The organism is Pseudomonas orientalis (assembly GCF_022807995.1).
GTDB classification, from domain to species: Bacteria; Pseudomonadota; Gammaproteobacteria; order Pseudomonadales; family Pseudomonadaceae; genus Aquipseudomonas; species Aquipseudomonas orientalis_B.
Genome location: NZ_CP094351.1, coordinates 4,295,680 through 4,312,351, shown reverse-complemented (window position 1 = coordinate 4,312,351; position 16,672 = coordinate 4,295,680). Strand labels below are relative to the sequence as shown.

Genomic DNA, 16,672 nt, shown 5'->3' with positions numbered 1-16,672 from the left:
GTTTGCTGAAGCCTCAAGGTCCAGATAGATGTGAGCCCACACATGGGTTTTATCGAGGAGGCACCGATGCCGAAGTGGAACATTTCTTTCATCAATGACCGTGGTGAGCCGGTAGTCGAGCAATTTGACTGCGATCATGAGCCGACGCTGGAAGAGGCCGCACAGTTGGTGCGCGTACGCGTGTCGCCGGTATTGGAAAAGCTGGACCTCAACGATCTTGCTGATCGGGTTCCGGATCCCACGGTCAAGAGCCTGCACGATCAAAACGGCATCAAAGACCTGAGGGTCGAACCCGCCGCATGAATATTCCCCTGGGCGCCATCCTTGTGCCTCTGGTGCAGGTGGTTGCTTCGCGCTACTCTGCAATCGAGATCAGCGAATGAATCGCTAAGGTCTGGTCTTGTCAGCTACATGCTTGTTTTCCTGCGGTGGTCATTGCCGTGGTACCCGCGCCAGTAGCGCGCGGGCTTCAGGAAGCACGGAAAGTCTATCCATCAGTCTGAGGAGGACGTTTCATGAGCACAGCCTATCAAGAAGACATCAGCACCCACGTTCTGCGCCGCATGAAAGAAGGCGGCTTCGACTTCTCACGTTTTCACCCCATCGAGTTCTACGCCATTTTTCCTGATGAAGAACGGGCGCGCAGGGCTGCGGGTCGATTTCGTGGAGAATCGCTGAACGCTCAGGTCAGCGCCCGCGACGATGGTGCCTGGTACCTGGAACTGAGCAAAATCATGTCCGCCACCTACGACGGCATAGGAGACTTCGAGCAGGACTTTGAAGCAGTGGTAGAGCCCCTTGGCGGGATCATCGAAGGCTGGGGCGTCAAGCAGGAGGTGCGTGGGTTACCCATGTAGTGTTTATGAGCAACACAGCGTATCGGCTGACCTTGGGTCGGCCGATTTTGTTTGCGCTCCGCGCACGTTTTCGCGAGCGTGCTTCGCGCTTTGTGTGCACGCAAAAAAAAGCCACCCGAATAGGGTGGCTGAAAGGGAAGATCGAGGAGCCGATCAGTACACGAGTTGATACGGTACTGGCTGTGCAAAGGGCTTAGCTGTAGGACATGTCCTGTTCAGCTGATGGAAACGATTATCCGCAGGTGCAGGCGGGCAGTGAAATCAACTCTGACTATGCTGTTGATAGTCAGAGGCCGCATTGTCATGACGCGTGCGGCGAAACTCCGGCCAGTTCACGCACCAGGACGGTGCGATGCGAATTCCCGGGTTGTCCAGCCTTTTGATTTTCAGGTGTTTATGCCGCTGGCATGGGCCTTGCGAAGGTCCTTGCGTCCGGGTGACAAGGAGTACGGCATGATCCGCACCTATTACGATGAAATGTACGATGGGGCAGGGCAGGTCCGGCCCCATTACCGCCAGTTCGCCCGCTGGTTGGCCGACACCCCGGCTGAACTGCTGGCCCAGCGTCGGCGCGAGGCCGACTTGCTATTCCACCGGGCAGGCATCACCTTCACGCTTTATGGGGACGAGCAAGGCACTGAGCGCTTGATTCCCTTCGACACCATCCCCCGCAGCATCCCGGCGAGCGAATGGCGAACGGTCGAGCGCGGCTGTATCCAGCGGGTCAAGGCGCTGAACATGTTCCTCGCCGACCTGTACCACGAACAACGCATCATCGAGGCCGGGATCATTCCGGCCGAACAGGTACTGGCCAACGAGCAATACCAGTTGGCAATGCAGGGCCTGGACCTGCACCGTGATCTGTATTCCCACATCTCCGGGGCCGACCTGGTTCGCGATGGCGATGGCACTTACTACGTACTGGAAGACAACTTGCGTACGCCGAGCGGTGTCAGCTACATGCTCGAAGACCGCAAGATGATGATGCGCCTGTTCCCGGAGCTGTTCGCAGCCCAGCGCATCGCGCCGATTGACCATTACCCCAACCTGTTGCTCGACACCCTGAAAAGCGCCAGCCCCCTGGATAATCCCAGCGTGGTGGTGCTGACCCCGGGGCGCTTCAACAGTGCGTTTTTTGAGCATGCCTTCCTCGCCCGGGAAATGGGCGTGGAGCTGGTGGAAGGCGCCGATTTGTTCGTGCGTGACGACCGCGTATTCATGCGCACCACCGACGGCCCCAAAGCGGTGGACGTGATCTATCGCCGTCTCGACGACGCGTTTCTCGACCCGCTGGCCTTCAACCCGGCCTCGATGCTCGGCGTGCCGGGCCTGCTGGCCGCCTACCGCTCGGGCACTGTGGTGCTGGCCAATGCCATCGGCACCGGGGTGGCGGATGACAAATCGGTCTATCCCTTCGTTACCGAGATGATCCGTTTTTACCTGGATGAAGAACCGATCCTGCAGAACGTTCCGACGTTTCAATGCCGTAAGCCCGACGAACTGTCCCACGTCCTGGCCCACTTGCCCGAGTTGGTGGTCAAGGAAACCCAGGGCTCCGGCGGCTACGGCATGCTGGTGGGCCCGGCGTCCACGGCGGCGGAAATCGAGGCGTTCCGCGCACGCATCAAGGCCAAGCCCCACGCCTATATCGCCCAACCCACCCTGTGTTTGTCCACCTGCCCGACGTTTGTTGAAAACGGCATCGCGCCGCGGCATATCGACCTGCGCCCGTTCGTGCTGTCCGGCAAGGACACCCGCGTGGTGCCCGGTGGCCTGACCCGCGTGGCGCTGCGCGAAGGTTCGCTGGTGGTCAACTCGTCCCAGGGCGGCGGTACCAAAGACACCTGGGTGGTCGAGGACTGACCTATGTCGATTAGAAACTGTTCCCACCTGGAGGCGGCATGAGACTCTCCATCAGCCACGAAACCACCTACCGCTACGAAGATCAGGTGCGCGCCAGCATTCAGTATCTGCGCCTGACGCCCCACGACAGCGAGCGCCAGCATGTGCTGAGCTGGCAGCTCGACCTGCCGCGCCCCGTGCGGGCGCAAGTGGACCCGTTCGGCAACATCCTGCATGTGCTGACCCTGGACGAACCTCACGACTGCATCATCATCGGCGCCCGTGGCCAGGTGGATATCGACGAGCTGCGCGAGGCCGAACACGAGAACCAGTCGGCCTTTCCGTTCCTGCGTTGCACGCGCCTGACCGAGCCCGACGAAGCCCTGCGCGGTTTCGCCCGGCAGCACTGTCATCAGCGGCGTGACCGCACGGCCCTGATCGACCTGATGCAGGCCCTGAACCAATCGATGCGCTACACGCCGGGCGCCACCCAGGTCGACACCTGCGCGGCCGAAGCCTTCGCCGGCCACGCGGGCGTCTGCCAGGACCATACCCATGCGTTCCTGGCCTGCGCGCGCAGCCTGGGGATACCGGCGCGGTATGTATCCGGGTATTTGTATACCGAAGACAGCACGCACCTGGCCAGCCATGCCTGGGCCGAAGCCTGGCTGGATGACGCCTGGTACAGTTTTGATGTGACCAACCAACTGGCCCGGCCGGAACGGCACTTGAAGCTGGCCGTAGGCCTGGACTATCTGGACGCCTGCCCGGTGCGCGGCATGCGCCGTGGGGGCGGGCATGAGCAGATGCATGCCAAGGTGTTCGTGGCGCCGACCCCGGTGATTTCTGTCCAGCAGCAATAATCTGAGACTTAATGCCGTCCAAATGTGGGAAGGGGATTGCCCTGATACCGTCTGTAGGAGCGAGCTTGCTCGCGAAAACTCACAGGCACCGCGCTCATTCAGAAAGGACGCGTTATCGTTGACGTTTTTCGCGAGCAAGCTCGCTCCTACAACTGGTATTAGGGCAAGCCCGCTACGCAAGCCTCAAGGCTGTTTCTTGCGCCCCGCCATATGCTGCAAATACGCCACCAGCAGATTCAACTCGTTGTCCGGCAACACACTGGTCGCGAACGCCGGCATCTTCGCCTGCGGCCAGTGCCTCAGACTTTGCGGGTCACGGATGTACCGCTTGAGGAAATCCCCGCCGAAATATTCGGTGGGATTGTAGGGAATATTCAGATCCGGTCCCACTTGTGCATCACCGGCGCCATTAAGACGATGACAAGCCAGGCAGTTCTTCTGAAACAGCGCGAAGCCTTGATTGACTGGGTCATCCGCCGGCAACTTGGGGTCGGGTAACAAGGCGGGGAAACGCTCGGCAACCGTCTGCAACTGCTTGATGCTGGAGATCTGGAACGGCCACTGCTCCGGGCTGATATGCCCTGCCTGCGGGTCGGTCCATACCAGGTAGAACGGCCCGGCGCTCGGTTTGCCTTGCCCCAGTGCGGGCCAGGGATGGGCCGGGTCTTCCACCGCCAGCCAGGCGCGGGCGCCGGTTTTTTCCAGCAGCGGCGCGGCGGAAAGTTCGGCGGCGAAACCATCAAGAGCAACCGCTTGCAGGTGGCTCGCAGGCTTCAAACCCGGTAGGAGAAGCGCCAAAGGCACTGCGCGATAGACCATGGTGCGCTTGTAGGAAACATCATCAACGATCTGCACCGTCTGCGCGTCGGGGTGCTTGAGCAGGTCCGCGGTCTGCCAGGTCTTGCTGGCGTGGTCCAGTTCAATGGTCAATTGCGCCGCCCAGGCGGGCAGGGCCAGCAGCAGGGCAACAAAGGCGAGGATCAATTTCAAAGGAGGAACCCGGGTTCGAAATGGCGGGAAAGGCACGATAGCGCAAATCCGCACGCAAAAAGACAGCCCCCGCAACGGGACCGCTATTGGCAATGTCCCGGCAGGTGCTGCCAAAAGCTGCAGTCCCGATGCTGTGGGTGCACGCAACAGATCGCTCGCGTCGTCACCCGATAACCTTGGTTAAATTGGGCAAGATCAGAATCAGTGTGGTGGCGAACAGAATAAGTCCCGCCTGACGTACTTTCGAATGCTTGAACATGGCTGACTGCCTTTTGTTGTTATTCCTGAGCGTCAAATGCGTGCCGGTGAGTCCAGTATCGCGATCTGGCGTGACACTTTTCTTACAACCGCTCCAGCAAAACCCGGCAGCAGCTTCTTACAGATTCAACCTTAGAGCCCTCGTTCTTCGTCGCATAGATCCATTTCATATCAGCTCATCACGTTTTCTGCTTAAAAAGGCATGAGGCCTAGTGCCATCTTGGCGCCAGCCCCGAGGCTAGACAGCTAAAACGATTAACCCGTGATTTCTCATAGCTGCCTACCGTTCGTCCGAGCGAGGGGGTCAAAGGCATTGAGCGCATCCGTCATTGAAACCGTGTCAATCGGGCTTAAGGTAAGGGGCATACGCCCACTGTGGTTCGAGGACATCATGACCCAGGCTTTGATCTTTGATGCGATACGCACACCCCGTGGCAAGGGCAAGGCCGACGGCGCCCTGCACAGCGTCAAGCCGGTGAATCTTGTCGCCGGCTTGCTCACCGCGCTGGCGCAGCGCAATGACCTCGACACTCGCCAAGTGGATGACATCGTCCTCGGCTGCGTCACTCCGGTGGGCGACCAAGGCGCCGATATCGCCAAGACCGCCGCGCTGGTGGCGGACTGGGACGTCAGCGTCGCCGGCGTGCAGATCAACCGCTTCTGCGCCTCGGGCCTGGAGGCCGTCAACCTGGGGGCGATGAAAGTACGCTCCGGTTTTGAAGACCTGGTGGTGGCGGGCGGTGTCGAATCCATGTCCCGCGTGCCCATGGGCAGCGACGGTGGCGCCTGGGTACTCGACCCGCAAACCAACCTGCAGAGCCACTTCACGCCTCAGGGCATCGGTGCCGACCTGATCGCTACCCTGGAAGGCTTCACTCGCCAGGACGTGGATACCTTTGCCCTACAGTCCCAGCAGAAAGCCGCCAGGGCGCGAGCAGAGGGTTCCTTCAACAAATCACTGATCGCGGTGCAGGACCAGAACGGCATCGTGCTGCTGGACCATGACGAATTCATCCGCGGCGACTCAACCCTCGAGGGCTTGGGCAAGCTCAAGCCCAGCTTCGAAATGATCGGCCAGATGGGTTTTGACGCCACCGCGTTGCGGGTCTACAGCCATGTGGAACGCATCCACCATGTGCACACGCCGGGCAACAGCTCCGGCATCGTGGACGGTGCCGCGCTGATGCTGATCGGCTCGGAGGCCAAGGGGCGCGAACTGGGCCTGCAACCACGGGCGCGCATCGTCGCCACGGCCGTCACCAGCACCGACCCGACCATCATGCTCACCGGCCCTGCACCGGCCACCCGCAAGGCGCTGGCCAAGGCCGGCCTGCGCGTCGAGGACATCGACCTGTTCGAGGTCAACGAGGCGTTTGCGTCGGTCGTGCTCAAATTCATCAAGGACATGGGGATCGATGCCGCCCGCGTCAATGTCAATGGCGGCTCGATCGCCATGGGCCACCCACTGGGCGCCACCGGCTGCGCGATCCTCGGCACCTTGCTCGACGAGCTGGAGGTGCGTCGGCAGCGCTACGGCCTGGCCACCCTGTGTGTTGGCGGTGGCATGGGCATCGCCACCCTCATCGAACGCCTCTGAGCCCAAGGACACTGTCATGACCGACGCCATTCGTTACGAAAAAGGCCAGGACCAGATCGTGGTGCTGACCCTCGACATGCCCGGCCAAAGCGCCAACACCATGAACGCGGCCTACCGTGAAGCGATGGCGGCCACCGTCGCGCGCCTGGAGGCGGAAAAAGACACCCTGGCCGGGGTGATCATCACCTCGGCCAAGAAAACCTTTTTTGCCGGTGGCGACCTCAACGAGCTGATCCAGGTCGACACCGCCCACGCTCAGGAATTTTATGTCGGCGTAGGCGTGTTGAAGGCCCAACTGCGCAGCCTGGAAATCCTCGGCAAGCCGGTGGTGGCCGCGATCAACGGCGCGGCCCTTGGTGGCGGCTGGGAGATTTGCCTGGCCTGTCATCACCGTATCGCGCTGGACGATCCTTCCGTGCAGCTCGGCTTGCCGGAAGTCACCTTGGGCCTGTTGCCGGGCGGTGGCGGGGTTGTGCGCATGGTGCGCCTGTTGGGCCTGGAAAAAGCTTTGCCGTATCTGCTGGAAGGCAAGAAAGTGCGGCCGGCGCAGGCATTGCAGGCGGGACTGATCGATGACGTGGCGGCAGATCGCGACGAGCTGCTGGCCAAGTCGCGCGCCTGGATCCTCGCTAACCCGCAGGCCAGGCAGCCGTGGGACAACAAGGGCTATCAGATTCCCGGAGGCACGCCGTCGCACCCGAAAGTCGCGCAGATGCTCGCCATTGCGCCGTCGATCCTGCGCAGCAAGACCCAGGGCTGTTTCCCGGCGCCTGAGAAAATTCTCTGCGCCGCCGTGGAAGGCGCCCAAGTGGATTTCGACACTGCGCACCTGATCGAAACCCGCTATTTCACCGAGTTGGTGACCGGGCAGGTGGCGAAAAACATGATCGGCACGTTCTGGTTTCAACTCAATGAAATCAACGCCGGCAGCTCGCGACCACCAGGTTTTGCGCGGTATGTGACGCGCAAGGTCGGCGTACTTGGCGCCGGCATGATGGGGGCGGGTATTGCCTACGTGAGTGCCTGTGCGGGCATCGACGTGGTGCTCAAGGACGTCAACCTGGCCGCTGCCGAGAAGGGCAAGGCCCATTCGGCGGCGTTGCTGGACAAGAAAGTCAGCCGTGGGCAACTGACCGCCGAGCAGCGGGAAACCACCCTGGCGCGGATTCAGCCTGCACAGGAAGACGCTGACCTGGCCGGCTGTGACCTGGTGATCGAAGCAGTGTTCGAAGACCGCGAACTCAAGGCCAGGGTAACCGCCGCCGCGCAACGCGTGGTCGGTGCAGACGCGGTGATCGCGTCCAACACCTCGACATTGCCCATCAGCGGCCTGGCGAGCGCAGTGCCCGACCCTGGCAAATTCATCGGCCTGCATTTCTTCAGCCCGGTGGACAAGATGCCCTTGGTGGAAATCATCAAGGGCGCTCATACCCGCGACGAAACCCTGGCTCGGGGTTTCGACTTCGTACTGCAAATCCAGAAAACCCCGATTGTGGTCAATGACAGCCGCGGCTTCTTCACCTCGCGGGTATTCGGCACGTTCACCAACGAAGGCATCGCCATGCTCGGCGAAGGCGTGGCCGCGCCGCTGATCGAGACCGAAGCGCGCAAGGCCGGCATGCCGGTGGGGCCGCTGGCGGTGTCCGATGAAGTGTCCCTGAGCCTCATGAGCCATATCCGACAGCAAACCGCCAAGGACCTGCAAGCGCAGGGCAAGGCAGCGCCGAGCCATCCGGCGACGGCGGTGATCGAGCTGCTGGTCAATGAGCACAAGCGCACGGGCAAAGCCGCGGGTGGCGGTTTTTATGACTATCCGGCAGGCGCCCGGAAGCGCCTGTGGCCCGAACTCAAGACGCGGTTCGAACAGCCCGATAAACAGATTTCGCCCCAGGACGTGCGCGACCGCTTGTTGTTTATCCAGGCCATCGAAACCGTGCGCTGTGTGGAGGAGGGCGTATTGATGTCCACCGCCGACGCCAATATCGGTTCGATCTTCGGCATTGGCTTTGCGGCGTGGAGTGGCGGCGCGCTGCAGTTTATCAACCAGTATGGCCTGAACGACTTCATCGCCCGGGCGCGCTATCTGGCAGGGCAATATGGAGAGCGCTTTGCGCCACCGGCGTTGTTGCTGGAAAAAGCGGCCAAGGGCGAGGTGTTCAACTGATCTAAATGAGGGAGGGCGCTTGCCTTGAAGGTGTATTTCAAGGCACGCTCTGGGGTGTTCAATATTCCCATCGCCGTGTCAGGTATTTTTTATGTCGCTACGCGTGTGCATCCTGGAAACCGATATCCTGCGTCCGGGCCTGATCGATCAGTACCAAGGCTACGGGCAGATGTTCAAGCGCCTGTTCGCCAAGCAGCCGATTGCAGCCGAGTTTGTGGTGTACAACGTGGTGCAGGGTGAATACCCGCCGGATAACGAAGTGTTTGACGCGTACCTGATCACCGGCAGCAAGGCCGACTCGTTCGGCACCGACCCATGGATCCAGACCCTCAAGACCTACGTGCTGCAGCGCTACGAGCGCGGCGACAAGCTGCTGGGTATCTGCTTCGGCCATCAGTTACTGGCGCTGCTGCTCGGCGGCAAGACCGAACGCGCCAGCCAGGGCTGGGGCATGGGCATCCACGATTACACGCTCGATGCCAAGGCGCCGTGGATGAGCCCTGAAGTACCGCAACTGACGCTGTTGATCAGTCATCAGGATCAGGTCACCACCTTGCCGAAAAATGCCACGGTCATCGCCTCCAGTGAGTTTTGCCCCATCGCGGCGTATCACATCGGTGACCAGGTGCTGTGCTTCCAGGGCCACCCGGAATTCGTTCAGGACTATTCCCGCGAATTGCTGGAAATTCTTCAGACAACCCTGGGCGAAAAGGTCTACACCAACGGCGTGGCCAGCCTTGAGCGCGACCACCATGGTGCGACCGTGGCGGAATGGATGATGCGCTTTGTGGCGCACAACGCTAAAGCCAACCCGACCGTTTGAAGCTCGCCCACAGGCTGGTGCAGCCCACCCCAATAAACCCGAGCACTGCAAAGTAGCCGTAGTGCCATTGCAGCTCGGGCATGTTCTGGAAATTCATCCCATAAATCCCCGCCACCGCGGTGGGGAACGCCAGGATCGCGGCCCAGGCGGCGAACTTGCGCTGCACCACGCTCTGGCGCGAAGCCTCCAGCAATACGCCGATCTCGATGGTCTGGCTGGCAATGTCGCGCAGGGTCGTCAGGTCTTCCATCTGCCGCGTGACGTGGATCTGCACGTCACGGAAATACGGGCGCATGTTCTTGTCGATAAACGGGAAGCTCAGCTTCTGCAGCTCCTGGCTGATCTCCACCATCGGCGCTACATAGCGCTTGAGCCGCAGCACGTCGCGGCGCAGGCCGTGAAGGTTCTGGATGTCGCGCTCGCTCAGGGAACTGCACAGCACATTGCGCTCCAGTTCATCGATCTCGGCGTGGATCGCTTCGCTGACCGGCTGGTAGTTTTCGGTGACGAAATCCAGCAAGGCATAGAGTACGAAATCTTCCCCATGCTCCAGCAACAACGGACGTGCCTCACAGCGCTGGCGCACAAACCCGTAGGACGCCGAATGCCCGTTGCGGGCGGTGATGATGTAGCCGTTGCCGGCGAAGATATGGGTCTCGATAAACTCCAGCTTGCCGTTCTCGCGCACCGGTGAGTACGTGACGATAAACAGCGCGTCGCCGAAGGTTTCCAGCTTCGGGCGGCTGTGCTTCTCCATGGCGTCTTCGATCGCCAGTTCATGCAGGTTGAACTGGCGTTGCAGGTTGTTCAGTTCCTGGGCGCTGGGTTCTTCCAGGCCGATCCACACAAAGTGGCCGGGTTTGGCGGCCCAGGCCGCACCTTCATCGAGGGTGATATCCGTGACTTTCTTTCCGGCGCTGTAGACGGCGGCCGCAACGACTCTACCCATGGTGCTGATCACTTCTTTTCAAGAGGACAGATGTTGGGCAGCTTAGCGTGAATGGCGTTCCCTGGAGTGATCGTTCAAGCGCTTTGCAGCTCGCGATCCATTTGCGCAATGCACGCGTCCATTTGCGCCTGGCACGCCTGCATCAACCTCGGAACGTCGTCCGCCGTCATCCCCACAGTAGGAATCGGCGCCAACGAACGTATGAGCACCTCGCCACTGTTCCAGCGATTAAGTCGCATATGCGTGACGTAATTACTGACACACACCTGCACGATCGGCACGCCGGCGGCAATCGCCATATGGAACGCGCCCTTTTTGAACGGCAACAACCCTTTGCCCAGGTTGCGCGTGCCTTCCGGAAATACCCAGATGGACGTGTCTTCATGCTGCAGGGTACGGGTGGTGGTGAGCATGGCCCGGCGTGCCTTGTGCGCATTGCCGCGGTCGATCAACACATTGCCGGCCAGCCAGAACAACTGGCCGAACAACGGCACCCATTTCAGGCTTTTCTTGGCAATGCACACCGTACGGTGCGGTACCACGGTACCGAGCACAAACAGATCATAGTTGGACTGGTGGTTGGCGATCACCACGCAGGTGCCAGGCTTGTTGCGCAGCGAGTCGACATCCTTCGTTACCTTCAAGCGCAGTATCCACATGGCCGGCAGTGCATAGAGGCGGGCGCAGAGGCGACTGTTGTCCGGATTGAACGGTCGGGACACTCCTACGAGCACGCCCAGTACCCCAGCGAGCATAAAGTGCAGGCTCATCAACAACATACGTAACAGAAAAAGCATCGACACGGCCCATCGGGACAAAAGGTGGCGCAGTGTACGGATGTGCACTGTATTCGGCAATTGCCCCTACAGACGTAGGAGATAGGCGATGTTTGAGCGCATGTTTCAACATAGGCCGATAAAGCCTGTCTAGAGCGGCGCAGGCTGTTTCGGCTTGAGCTGTAAGAAAAAGCCCGACTCAAGGTCGGGCTTCGGTACAGCACGTGTAGCGTGTTAAATCAGGCTGTGGCCCTGATCCTGGATAATCGCATCGTCCAACGCCTCCAGCAGCGCTTTACGCACTTTCAACTTGGTCTGCTTGTGCGCGTTCATATTGATCTTCTTCAACTGCCGCGCCGCTTCCAATGCCGCCGCGTGCAATTCTTCCGGTGCCACCACCTTGTCGAGGAAACCCGCTTGCAAAGCGCCTTGCGGGTCAAACATCTCGGCATTGATTACCGAGCGATGAAACGCCGACTTGCGCAGACGATCGCGCGCCAACTCGATCCCGGCGTGGTGCATGGTCATGCCGATCGCCACTTCATTCAGGCCAATGCTGAACGGTCCCTCAACCCCAATGCGATAATCCGCCGACAGCAGCAGAAACGCCCCCTTGGCCACCGCATGCCCAGGGCACGCCACGACCACCGGGAACGGATGCGACAACAGGCGCCGCGCCAGCGTCGAGCCGGACGTCACCAGGCCGATGGCCTCTTTGGGGCCGGCCGTCATCACCTTCAAATCATAACCGCCCGACAGAATCCCCGGCGTGCCCGTGATGACCACCACTGCCCGATCCTGCTCCGCCTGATCCAGCGCCGCATTGAACGCACTGACCACCGCTGGAGAAATGGCATTCACCTTGCCGTTGCTCAGGGTCAGGGTCGCGATACCGTCTTCGAGGTGGTAGGCAATCAACTCACTCATGACGCGATTCCTTATAGGGCTTGTTATAGAAGAATGCAGCAGACGTTACCCACCGCGCCCGCGCGGGTAAAGCGCCGTGACTGACTGCCCAGTCAGGCTTTTGCTTCACCGCCGGCAGTAGAGCGCCTGAAGCAGGGCACAACAGCCAGCGTAGACCATCCCGATCCATGCCCGAGATTGGCACAATCACCACCGCCCACAGAGCCCGTTCCGGCATACCCGTCTAAGCGCATGAAAATTCTGAAAAAAACCTTTGCCATCAGAAAGGCTTTCGACTACATTAGCGCGCCTCGACAGACTGAACTGGTTTGCCGAGATACGGTGAAGTGTCCGAGTGGCTTAAGGAGCACGCCTGGAAAGTGTGTATACAAGAAATTGTATCGAGAGTTCGAATCTCTCCTTCACCGCCACATTAAGTAAACACAAACCCCCGGTTTTCCTAAAGAAAGCCGGGGGTTTGTGGTTTCTGGCGTCTGAAAATTCAGGCTTGCGGCGTGCCTCGCCTGTTCTCGGCCCATTCAATCAGCGCCTGCATCGACGGCCCCAGCGCATACCCGTCGACAGTCAATTCGTACTCTACCTTGGGCGGTACCTGAGGGTAGACCGTACGGCGAACGATGCCGTCCTTCTCAAGCTGCTTGAGCTGCTGAATCAGCATTTTTTGGTTAATACCTTCAATCAGCTTTTCCAGGTCGGAAAAGCGCAGCGGGCCCTTGGCGGCGAACAGTTGGCAAAGAATGATGATTTTCCATTTGCCCTCCAGAACGCGAAGGGTTTCCAATGTGGCCTCCGCCCATTTCACGCGATTTTGGGGGTCGCTGCAGTTCCACTCTCTTTGGCTATTCATATGATAGGTTCGTTACTTACCTTTTGGTGTGTACTTACCATTATCTCACTGTTCTCTTAAGGTGAACGCCTGAGCTGAAATCAAAGGTGAGATCCATGAAAATCGGAATTATTGGAACAGGGAATATCGGCGGCACGCTTGCTCGGAAACTGACAGCAGCGGGTCACGACGTCGTGGTCGCTAACTCCAAGGGCATTGAAGGTGCTCGGGCATTCGCCAGTGAGATAGGCGCGACACCGTCTGATGTGTTTGGCGCGGTGCGGGGTGCGCAGGTGATCGTGCTGTCTATCCCTCTGCCTGCCGTGGCTGAGCTGCCCGATGATTTGTTCGCGTCAGTCCCGGCGGACGTGCCGGTTATCGATACCGGCAATTATTATCCCGGGCTGCGTGACGCCAACATCCCAGCCATTGATGACGGGATGACCGAAAGCGTTTGGGTATCCAGGCAGATTGGCAGGCCGGTGATCAAGGCGTTCAACAATTTGTTGGCCTATACGCTGGCTGAATTGGGTCAACCGGAAGGCAGTCCTGTGAGACTGGCGGCTGCCGTTGCCGGGGATGATGAACGTGCCCTGGAAACGGTGATGGAATTAGTCAGTGAGGTGGGTTTTGATCCCGTTTATTCCGGCTCGCTTGAGCAGTCCTGGCGGCAGCAACCCTCCACGCCGGCCTATTGCTGCGACTACGCGGCCAGTGATATGCGTCGCGCGCTTGATGCCGCAGTCAAAGGTGCGGCGGCGAAAATTCGAGACCGTATGCCGGAGAATTTCGCGAAGCTTGGAGATAATCCCAGCCATGACGAGATTGTTGCCATGAATCGATTGCTGAGTCCGATTTCGAAGTAGATTCAGATACTCGTTTGATGGGTGGTGCTCACCTTCAAATCATCGGCTTTGTGAGATGACACCACCCATATATTCATTCAAATCGCGAAAGTCCTTAACGCTCCAGGCGTGCGGCGGCAGCTTCACGCCATTCTCCCGCAAGGTTTTCGGAATCAAGTCTCCATTTGGACGAAGTATGATCGACGACACGATAACGCCCGGGTAATCATGCAGCCGCTTCTTGAATGTGGGCGTTGTGAGATCAGGCGTAGGCGGGGTGCTTTTAGTCGCCAGCGGCCCCGTGCCTTTGATATCTGCTCCGTGGCACATGGCGCACTTTTGCAAATAAAGGGTTTTGCCATTGGTGTTGTCTGCGAGAGATAGCGTCGTGTAAGGCAGCGATAAAACGATAAGCGTGGAGATGTATAAGGCTTTCATTTTTATAGGTTTGGCCGATGGGCGAGTCTTGATTTTCTGCACCTTGAACTGAAAAGTAAACAAACCCCTGATTTTGCGAAAAATCAGGGGTTTTGTTATTTCTGCGGTTTGAAAATGTGGCGATCTAGGTCAGGCGCAAGGCATGTCAATCCGCCGCCCAATGACGTCCAGCAAATCGCATCCGTCGCGTAGTGGTATTGAGCAGAGCAACGCGAAATCGCTGAGTACGACAGCATCACTGCTGATGTCACTGCGTAGTGCGAGGTTCTCAAGGACTTGGGTAACGGCGCGGAGTCGATAGGTTGCCGCGTCGAGAAGTATTTCCAGCGGCGCGGTGGTGTCGACAAAAAGGGCAGGGGTGGCGCTGTCGTTGTTGGTGAGGGCTATGTATTGGTTCATGCGTTATGTCCGTTCGCTTTGAGGGGTATGAGCCACCTTTTTGTCGCCAAACAAAAGGTGGCAACTGTACGCAGGTTGGCGAACCGGCATTAAGAACGGACAAAGACCGGCAGACCCGAAGGTCTCCCACGCACAGCTACCATTGAGCAGCTTATTGCGTGCAGGGGCATCCCGCAAATCAGCCGGGAGGCTTTTGCCGTCTTAATAGTCGAGTCGCCAAACCCGGTCACCCTATGAGTGACTGGGTGACTATAGGCATGGTGATTTTCAAACGGGAGCCCCGCATTTCTGCAAGGCGTGTAGGACGTTGCCCAAACCCGCACAGCGGTCAGAAATGATTCAGAATTGAGCGTCAGCGAGACGGGCGTAACGGATACCGAGGTTCATGGGCCATCCTCTGGAGTCAGGCCCATGATACGTCGCTTGCCAGGCTTTGCGCTCTGGCAGCCGGATACTTATTGCGCAGTTTTCAACTTGATCACATCACCGGAGATCTTGGTGGTGTAGCCATTGAGGACCCAGGCCCAGAACCATTTTTCCTGGATTTGGGTGTTGATCATCGCGTCGCCGCCTTTGGCCTTGATGGCTGCATCCTGAGCGCGGACGAAGCGACTGTTCTGGCCGATCGGGATAACGCCCAGCAGCATGATGCCGGTGGCGCTGGCTTCGCTGTGGCCGAGCACGGTGTATTGGCTGGCGTCGTATTGCTGGGTTTTCATGGCGGTGCCGGTGCAACCTGCCAGGGTGAGACCAAGAACGGCGGCTGTTGCTACTTTACTGACGTACTTCACGCGTAACTCCATGGGCTGAATCTCGAGATTCAATTCTCGAGGCGCGACACTTTAATCGCTCAGGTGGCGGATTGAAATCAGCCAGCCAAGGTTTGTGACGGCAGTCAGGCCGCCATCGGGGCAAGCCCTAATGCCAGTCAGTTAAGGCTTTTTGTAGGCGCGAGCTTGCTCGCGAAAAACTCACAGGCACCGCGTTCATTCAGAAAGCACGCGTTATCGTTGACGTTTTTCGCGAGCAAGCTCGCTCCTGCAGACTGTATTAGGCCAAGCCCCCTCCCACCGTCAGAGATGCAGCCACGCCAGGCTGCCGAGTACCACGGCCACGCCGCCGGCCGCGTACGCCATGCGCTTGAGCCATTCCTTGCGCGTGAGCAAGGTAATTGCCGCCAGTGAGATCGCGATCTGAATCGCCGTCATCGCCTGGGCCCAGCGATGGTGCTGGTGCAGCGCTTCTTCGGATTTGCGGTCCCATTCCAGGGAGGTGGCTTCAAGCTTTTCGGCTTGTTTGCGCACGTCTTCTTTCTGGCTTTTATAGCGCTGGATTTCGTCGTTGTAGTGGGCGGCATCCACGCCGGGAATATGCGTGGCCAGTTCCGCCAGGTTCTGGCGGCTGGATTTGGCCTGGTAGTAATTCCACTGGTTGGCGGCTTCGGTCTTGATGATCGCGGCGTTGTTCTTGTCCATCGCCGCCTCGCTTTCGCTGGAGCCGGCCTGGTAGCTGAGCATGGCGCCGACGGTGGCCATGATGGCGGTCATCACCGCGATACGGCTGGCGAAGGTGTCGCCTCGGCCGTGGGCCTGTTCGGTGGTGTGTTCGAGGTGTTTTTCGTGGGGGCTCGGGACTTCGAAGGCTTCGGACATGGCGGCGTCTATGAAGAGGCAGGGGAGCCTGATTCTTCACCAGGGCGGCTGTCTCAAGCCTGTCGATAACGTCGGATCAGGTGCCCATACACCGCAATGTTGATCAACAGCACCAGCGCGCCCAGGCCCAGCTGGATCTGCGGCGTGAGCCCGGCCGGGTAGATCAGCGCGATGATGTAATGTTCGATGAAGCCTGCGCCATAACCCTTCTGCCCAGCCATGTGGCGCAACAGGTTTTCCCAGCGAGTGAGCGGGCAGGGCAGGTGAAACACCTCGACGGCAACGCCCCAGGCGGCTGCGGGCAGGTGCAGCCAGATCAGCGGTCGCCATTTGAGCGCCAGCAGGCCACCGAACAACACGAACAGGATGAAGCATAAATGGAACAGCACCAGGCTGTCGGCGGCTAGACGAAAGAGCATCGCAGGTACTTCTAAGGGAAAGCAGGCAGTGTAAAGGGTTGCCCGCA

General features: G+C 59.3%; 18 protein-coding genes and 1 tRNA gene. 9 read left to right on the top strand and 10 right to left on the bottom strand.

All coding sequences use genetic code 11. The features are described from left to right. Positions 1 to 42: 42 nt before the first annotated feature. The 4 genes from MRY17_RS19095 (at position 43) to MRY17_RS19080 (ending at position 3,562) form a co-directional block, all read left to right on the top strand. A complete protein-coding gene (locus MRY17_RS19095; protein ID WP_104504390.1) occupies positions 43 to 303 on the top strand; it encodes a hypothetical protein in 261 nt (86 codons plus the stop codon). A gap of 212 nt (positions 304 to 515) precedes the next feature. Then, a complete protein-coding gene (locus MRY17_RS19090; RefSeq protein ID WP_060756266.1) occupies positions 516 to 857 on the top strand; it encodes a ribonuclease E inhibitor RraB in 342 nt (113 codons plus the stop codon). Between the two features lie 453 nt (positions 858 to 1,310). Next, the gene (locus MRY17_RS19085) at positions 1,311 to 2,720 is read left to right on the top strand and encodes a circularly permuted type 2 ATP-grasp protein (RefSeq protein WP_243352694.1); all 1,410 of its coding nucleotides are present in this window, start codon (positions 1,311 to 1,313) and stop codon (positions 2,718 to 2,720) included. Positions 2,721 to 2,758: 38 nt separating this feature from the next. Continuing rightward, positions 2,759 to 3,562 (top strand): transglutaminase family protein, encoded by an 804-nt coding sequence (locus tag MRY17_RS19080; RefSeq protein WP_181284594.1) that lies wholly within the window; start codon positions 2,759 to 2,761, stop codon positions 3,560 to 3,562. A gap of 183 nt (positions 3,563 to 3,745) precedes the next feature. Here the strand turns inward: MRY17_RS19080 and MRY17_RS19075 are convergent, their stop codons facing one another. Beyond that, positions 3,746 to 4,552: a c-type cytochrome gene (locus tag MRY17_RS19075; RefSeq protein ID WP_181284595.1), complete on the bottom strand. Its 807-nt coding sequence runs from the start codon at positions 4,550 to 4,552 to the stop codon at positions 3,746 to 3,748. A gap of 649 nt (positions 4,553 to 5,201) precedes the next feature. Between MRY17_RS19075 and MRY17_RS19070 the strand changes: the two genes are divergently transcribed. From MRY17_RS19070 to MRY17_RS19060, 3 genes are all read left to right on the top strand, one after another. After that, complete coding sequence (locus tag MRY17_RS19070; protein ID WP_243352693.1) at positions 5,202 to 6,407, top strand: acetyl-CoA C-acetyltransferase; 1,206 nt, start codon at positions 5,202 to 5,204, stop codon at positions 6,405 to 6,407. Between the two features lie 16 nt (positions 6,408 to 6,423). Continuing rightward, complete coding sequence (locus MRY17_RS19065) at positions 6,424 to 8,571, top strand: 3-hydroxyacyl-CoA dehydrogenase NAD-binding domain-containing protein (protein ID WP_243352692.1); 2,148 nt, start codon at positions 6,424 to 6,426, stop codon at positions 8,569 to 8,571. A 91-nt stretch (positions 8,572 to 8,662) separates the two neighbouring features. Further along, on the top strand, positions 8,663 to 9,394 hold the full coding sequence (locus MRY17_RS19060; protein ID WP_191955495.1) for an amidotransferase: 732 nt from the start codon (positions 8,663 to 8,665) through the stop codon (positions 9,392 to 9,394). On the opposite strand, the gene MRY17_RS19055 is transcribed toward MRY17_RS19060, so the two are convergent. The 3 genes from MRY17_RS19055 to MRY17_RS19045 all read right to left on the bottom strand — a co-directional run bounded on the left by MRY17_RS19055 (position 9,372) and on the right by MRY17_RS19045 (position 12,046). Continuing rightward, a complete protein-coding gene (locus MRY17_RS19055; RefSeq protein WP_181284599.1) occupies positions 9,372 to 10,343 on the bottom strand; it encodes a magnesium and cobalt transport protein CorA in 972 nt (323 codons plus the stop codon). The two genes, MRY17_RS19060 and MRY17_RS19055, sit on opposite strands and share 23 nt — an antisense overlap. Positions 10,344 to 10,417: 74 nt before the next feature. Beyond that, complete coding sequence (locus MRY17_RS19050) at positions 10,418 to 11,140, bottom strand: lysophospholipid acyltransferase family protein (RefSeq protein ID WP_181284600.1); 723 nt, start codon at positions 11,138 to 11,140, stop codon at positions 10,418 to 10,420. A 213-nt stretch (positions 11,141 to 11,353) separates the two neighbouring features. Beyond that, on the bottom strand, positions 11,354 to 12,046 hold the full coding sequence (locus MRY17_RS19045) for a crotonase/enoyl-CoA hydratase family protein (RefSeq protein WP_181284601.1): 693 nt from the start codon (positions 12,044 to 12,046) through the stop codon (positions 11,354 to 11,356). 320 nt (positions 12,047 to 12,366) lie between these two features. On the opposite strand from MRY17_RS19045, the gene MRY17_RS19040 reads away from it, so the two are divergent. Continuing rightward, a tRNA-Ser gene (locus MRY17_RS19040) sits at positions 12,367 to 12,456 on the top strand. A 71-nt stretch (positions 12,457 to 12,527) separates the two neighbouring features. Here MRY17_RS19040 and MRY17_RS19035 read toward each other — a convergent pair. Next, positions 12,528 to 12,893: a winged helix-turn-helix transcriptional regulator gene (locus MRY17_RS19035; RefSeq protein WP_181284602.1), complete on the bottom strand. Its 366-nt coding sequence runs from the start codon at positions 12,891 to 12,893 to the stop codon at positions 12,528 to 12,530. Between the two features lie 74 nt (positions 12,894 to 12,967). Here MRY17_RS19035 and MRY17_RS19030 point away from each other — a divergent pair, with 74 nt between their 5' ends. Continuing rightward, complete coding sequence (locus tag MRY17_RS19030) at positions 12,968 to 13,738, top strand: NADPH-dependent F420 reductase (protein WP_279308388.1); 771 nt, start codon at positions 12,968 to 12,970, stop codon at positions 13,736 to 13,738. 39 nt (positions 13,739 to 13,777) lie between these two features. Here the strand turns inward: MRY17_RS19030 and MRY17_RS19025 are convergent, their stop codons facing one another. From MRY17_RS19025 to MRY17_RS19005, 5 genes are all read right to left on the bottom strand, one after another. Next, entirely contained in the window at positions 13,778 to 14,155 is a 378-nt protein-coding gene (locus MRY17_RS19025; protein ID WP_243353954.1) for a cytochrome c, read from the bottom strand. 129 nt (positions 14,156 to 14,284) lie between these two features. After that, the gene (locus tag MRY17_RS19020; RefSeq protein WP_243352690.1) at positions 14,285 to 14,554 is read right to left on the bottom strand and encodes a short-chain dehydrogenase; all 270 of its coding nucleotides are present in this window, start codon (positions 14,552 to 14,554) and stop codon (positions 14,285 to 14,287) included. A 455-nt stretch (positions 14,555 to 15,009) separates the two neighbouring features. Then, the gene (locus tag MRY17_RS19015; protein ID WP_065932477.1) at positions 15,010 to 15,345 is read right to left on the bottom strand and encodes a hypothetical protein; all 336 of its coding nucleotides are present in this window, start codon (positions 15,343 to 15,345) and stop codon (positions 15,010 to 15,012) included. Positions 15,346 to 15,627: 282 nt separating this feature from the next. Beyond that, positions 15,628 to 16,206 carry a DUF4337 domain-containing protein gene (locus MRY17_RS19010; RefSeq protein WP_243352689.1) on the bottom strand — a complete coding sequence of 193 codons (579 nt, stop codon included), beginning with the start codon at positions 16,204 to 16,206 and terminating at the stop codon, positions 15,628 to 15,630. A 53-nt stretch (positions 16,207 to 16,259) separates the two neighbouring features. Then, positions 16,260 to 16,625 carry a DUF2784 domain-containing protein gene (locus MRY17_RS19005; protein ID WP_181284605.1) on the bottom strand — a complete coding sequence of 122 codons (366 nt, stop codon included), beginning with the start codon at positions 16,623 to 16,625 and terminating at the stop codon, positions 16,260 to 16,262. Positions 16,626 to 16,672 lie beyond the last annotated feature (47 nt).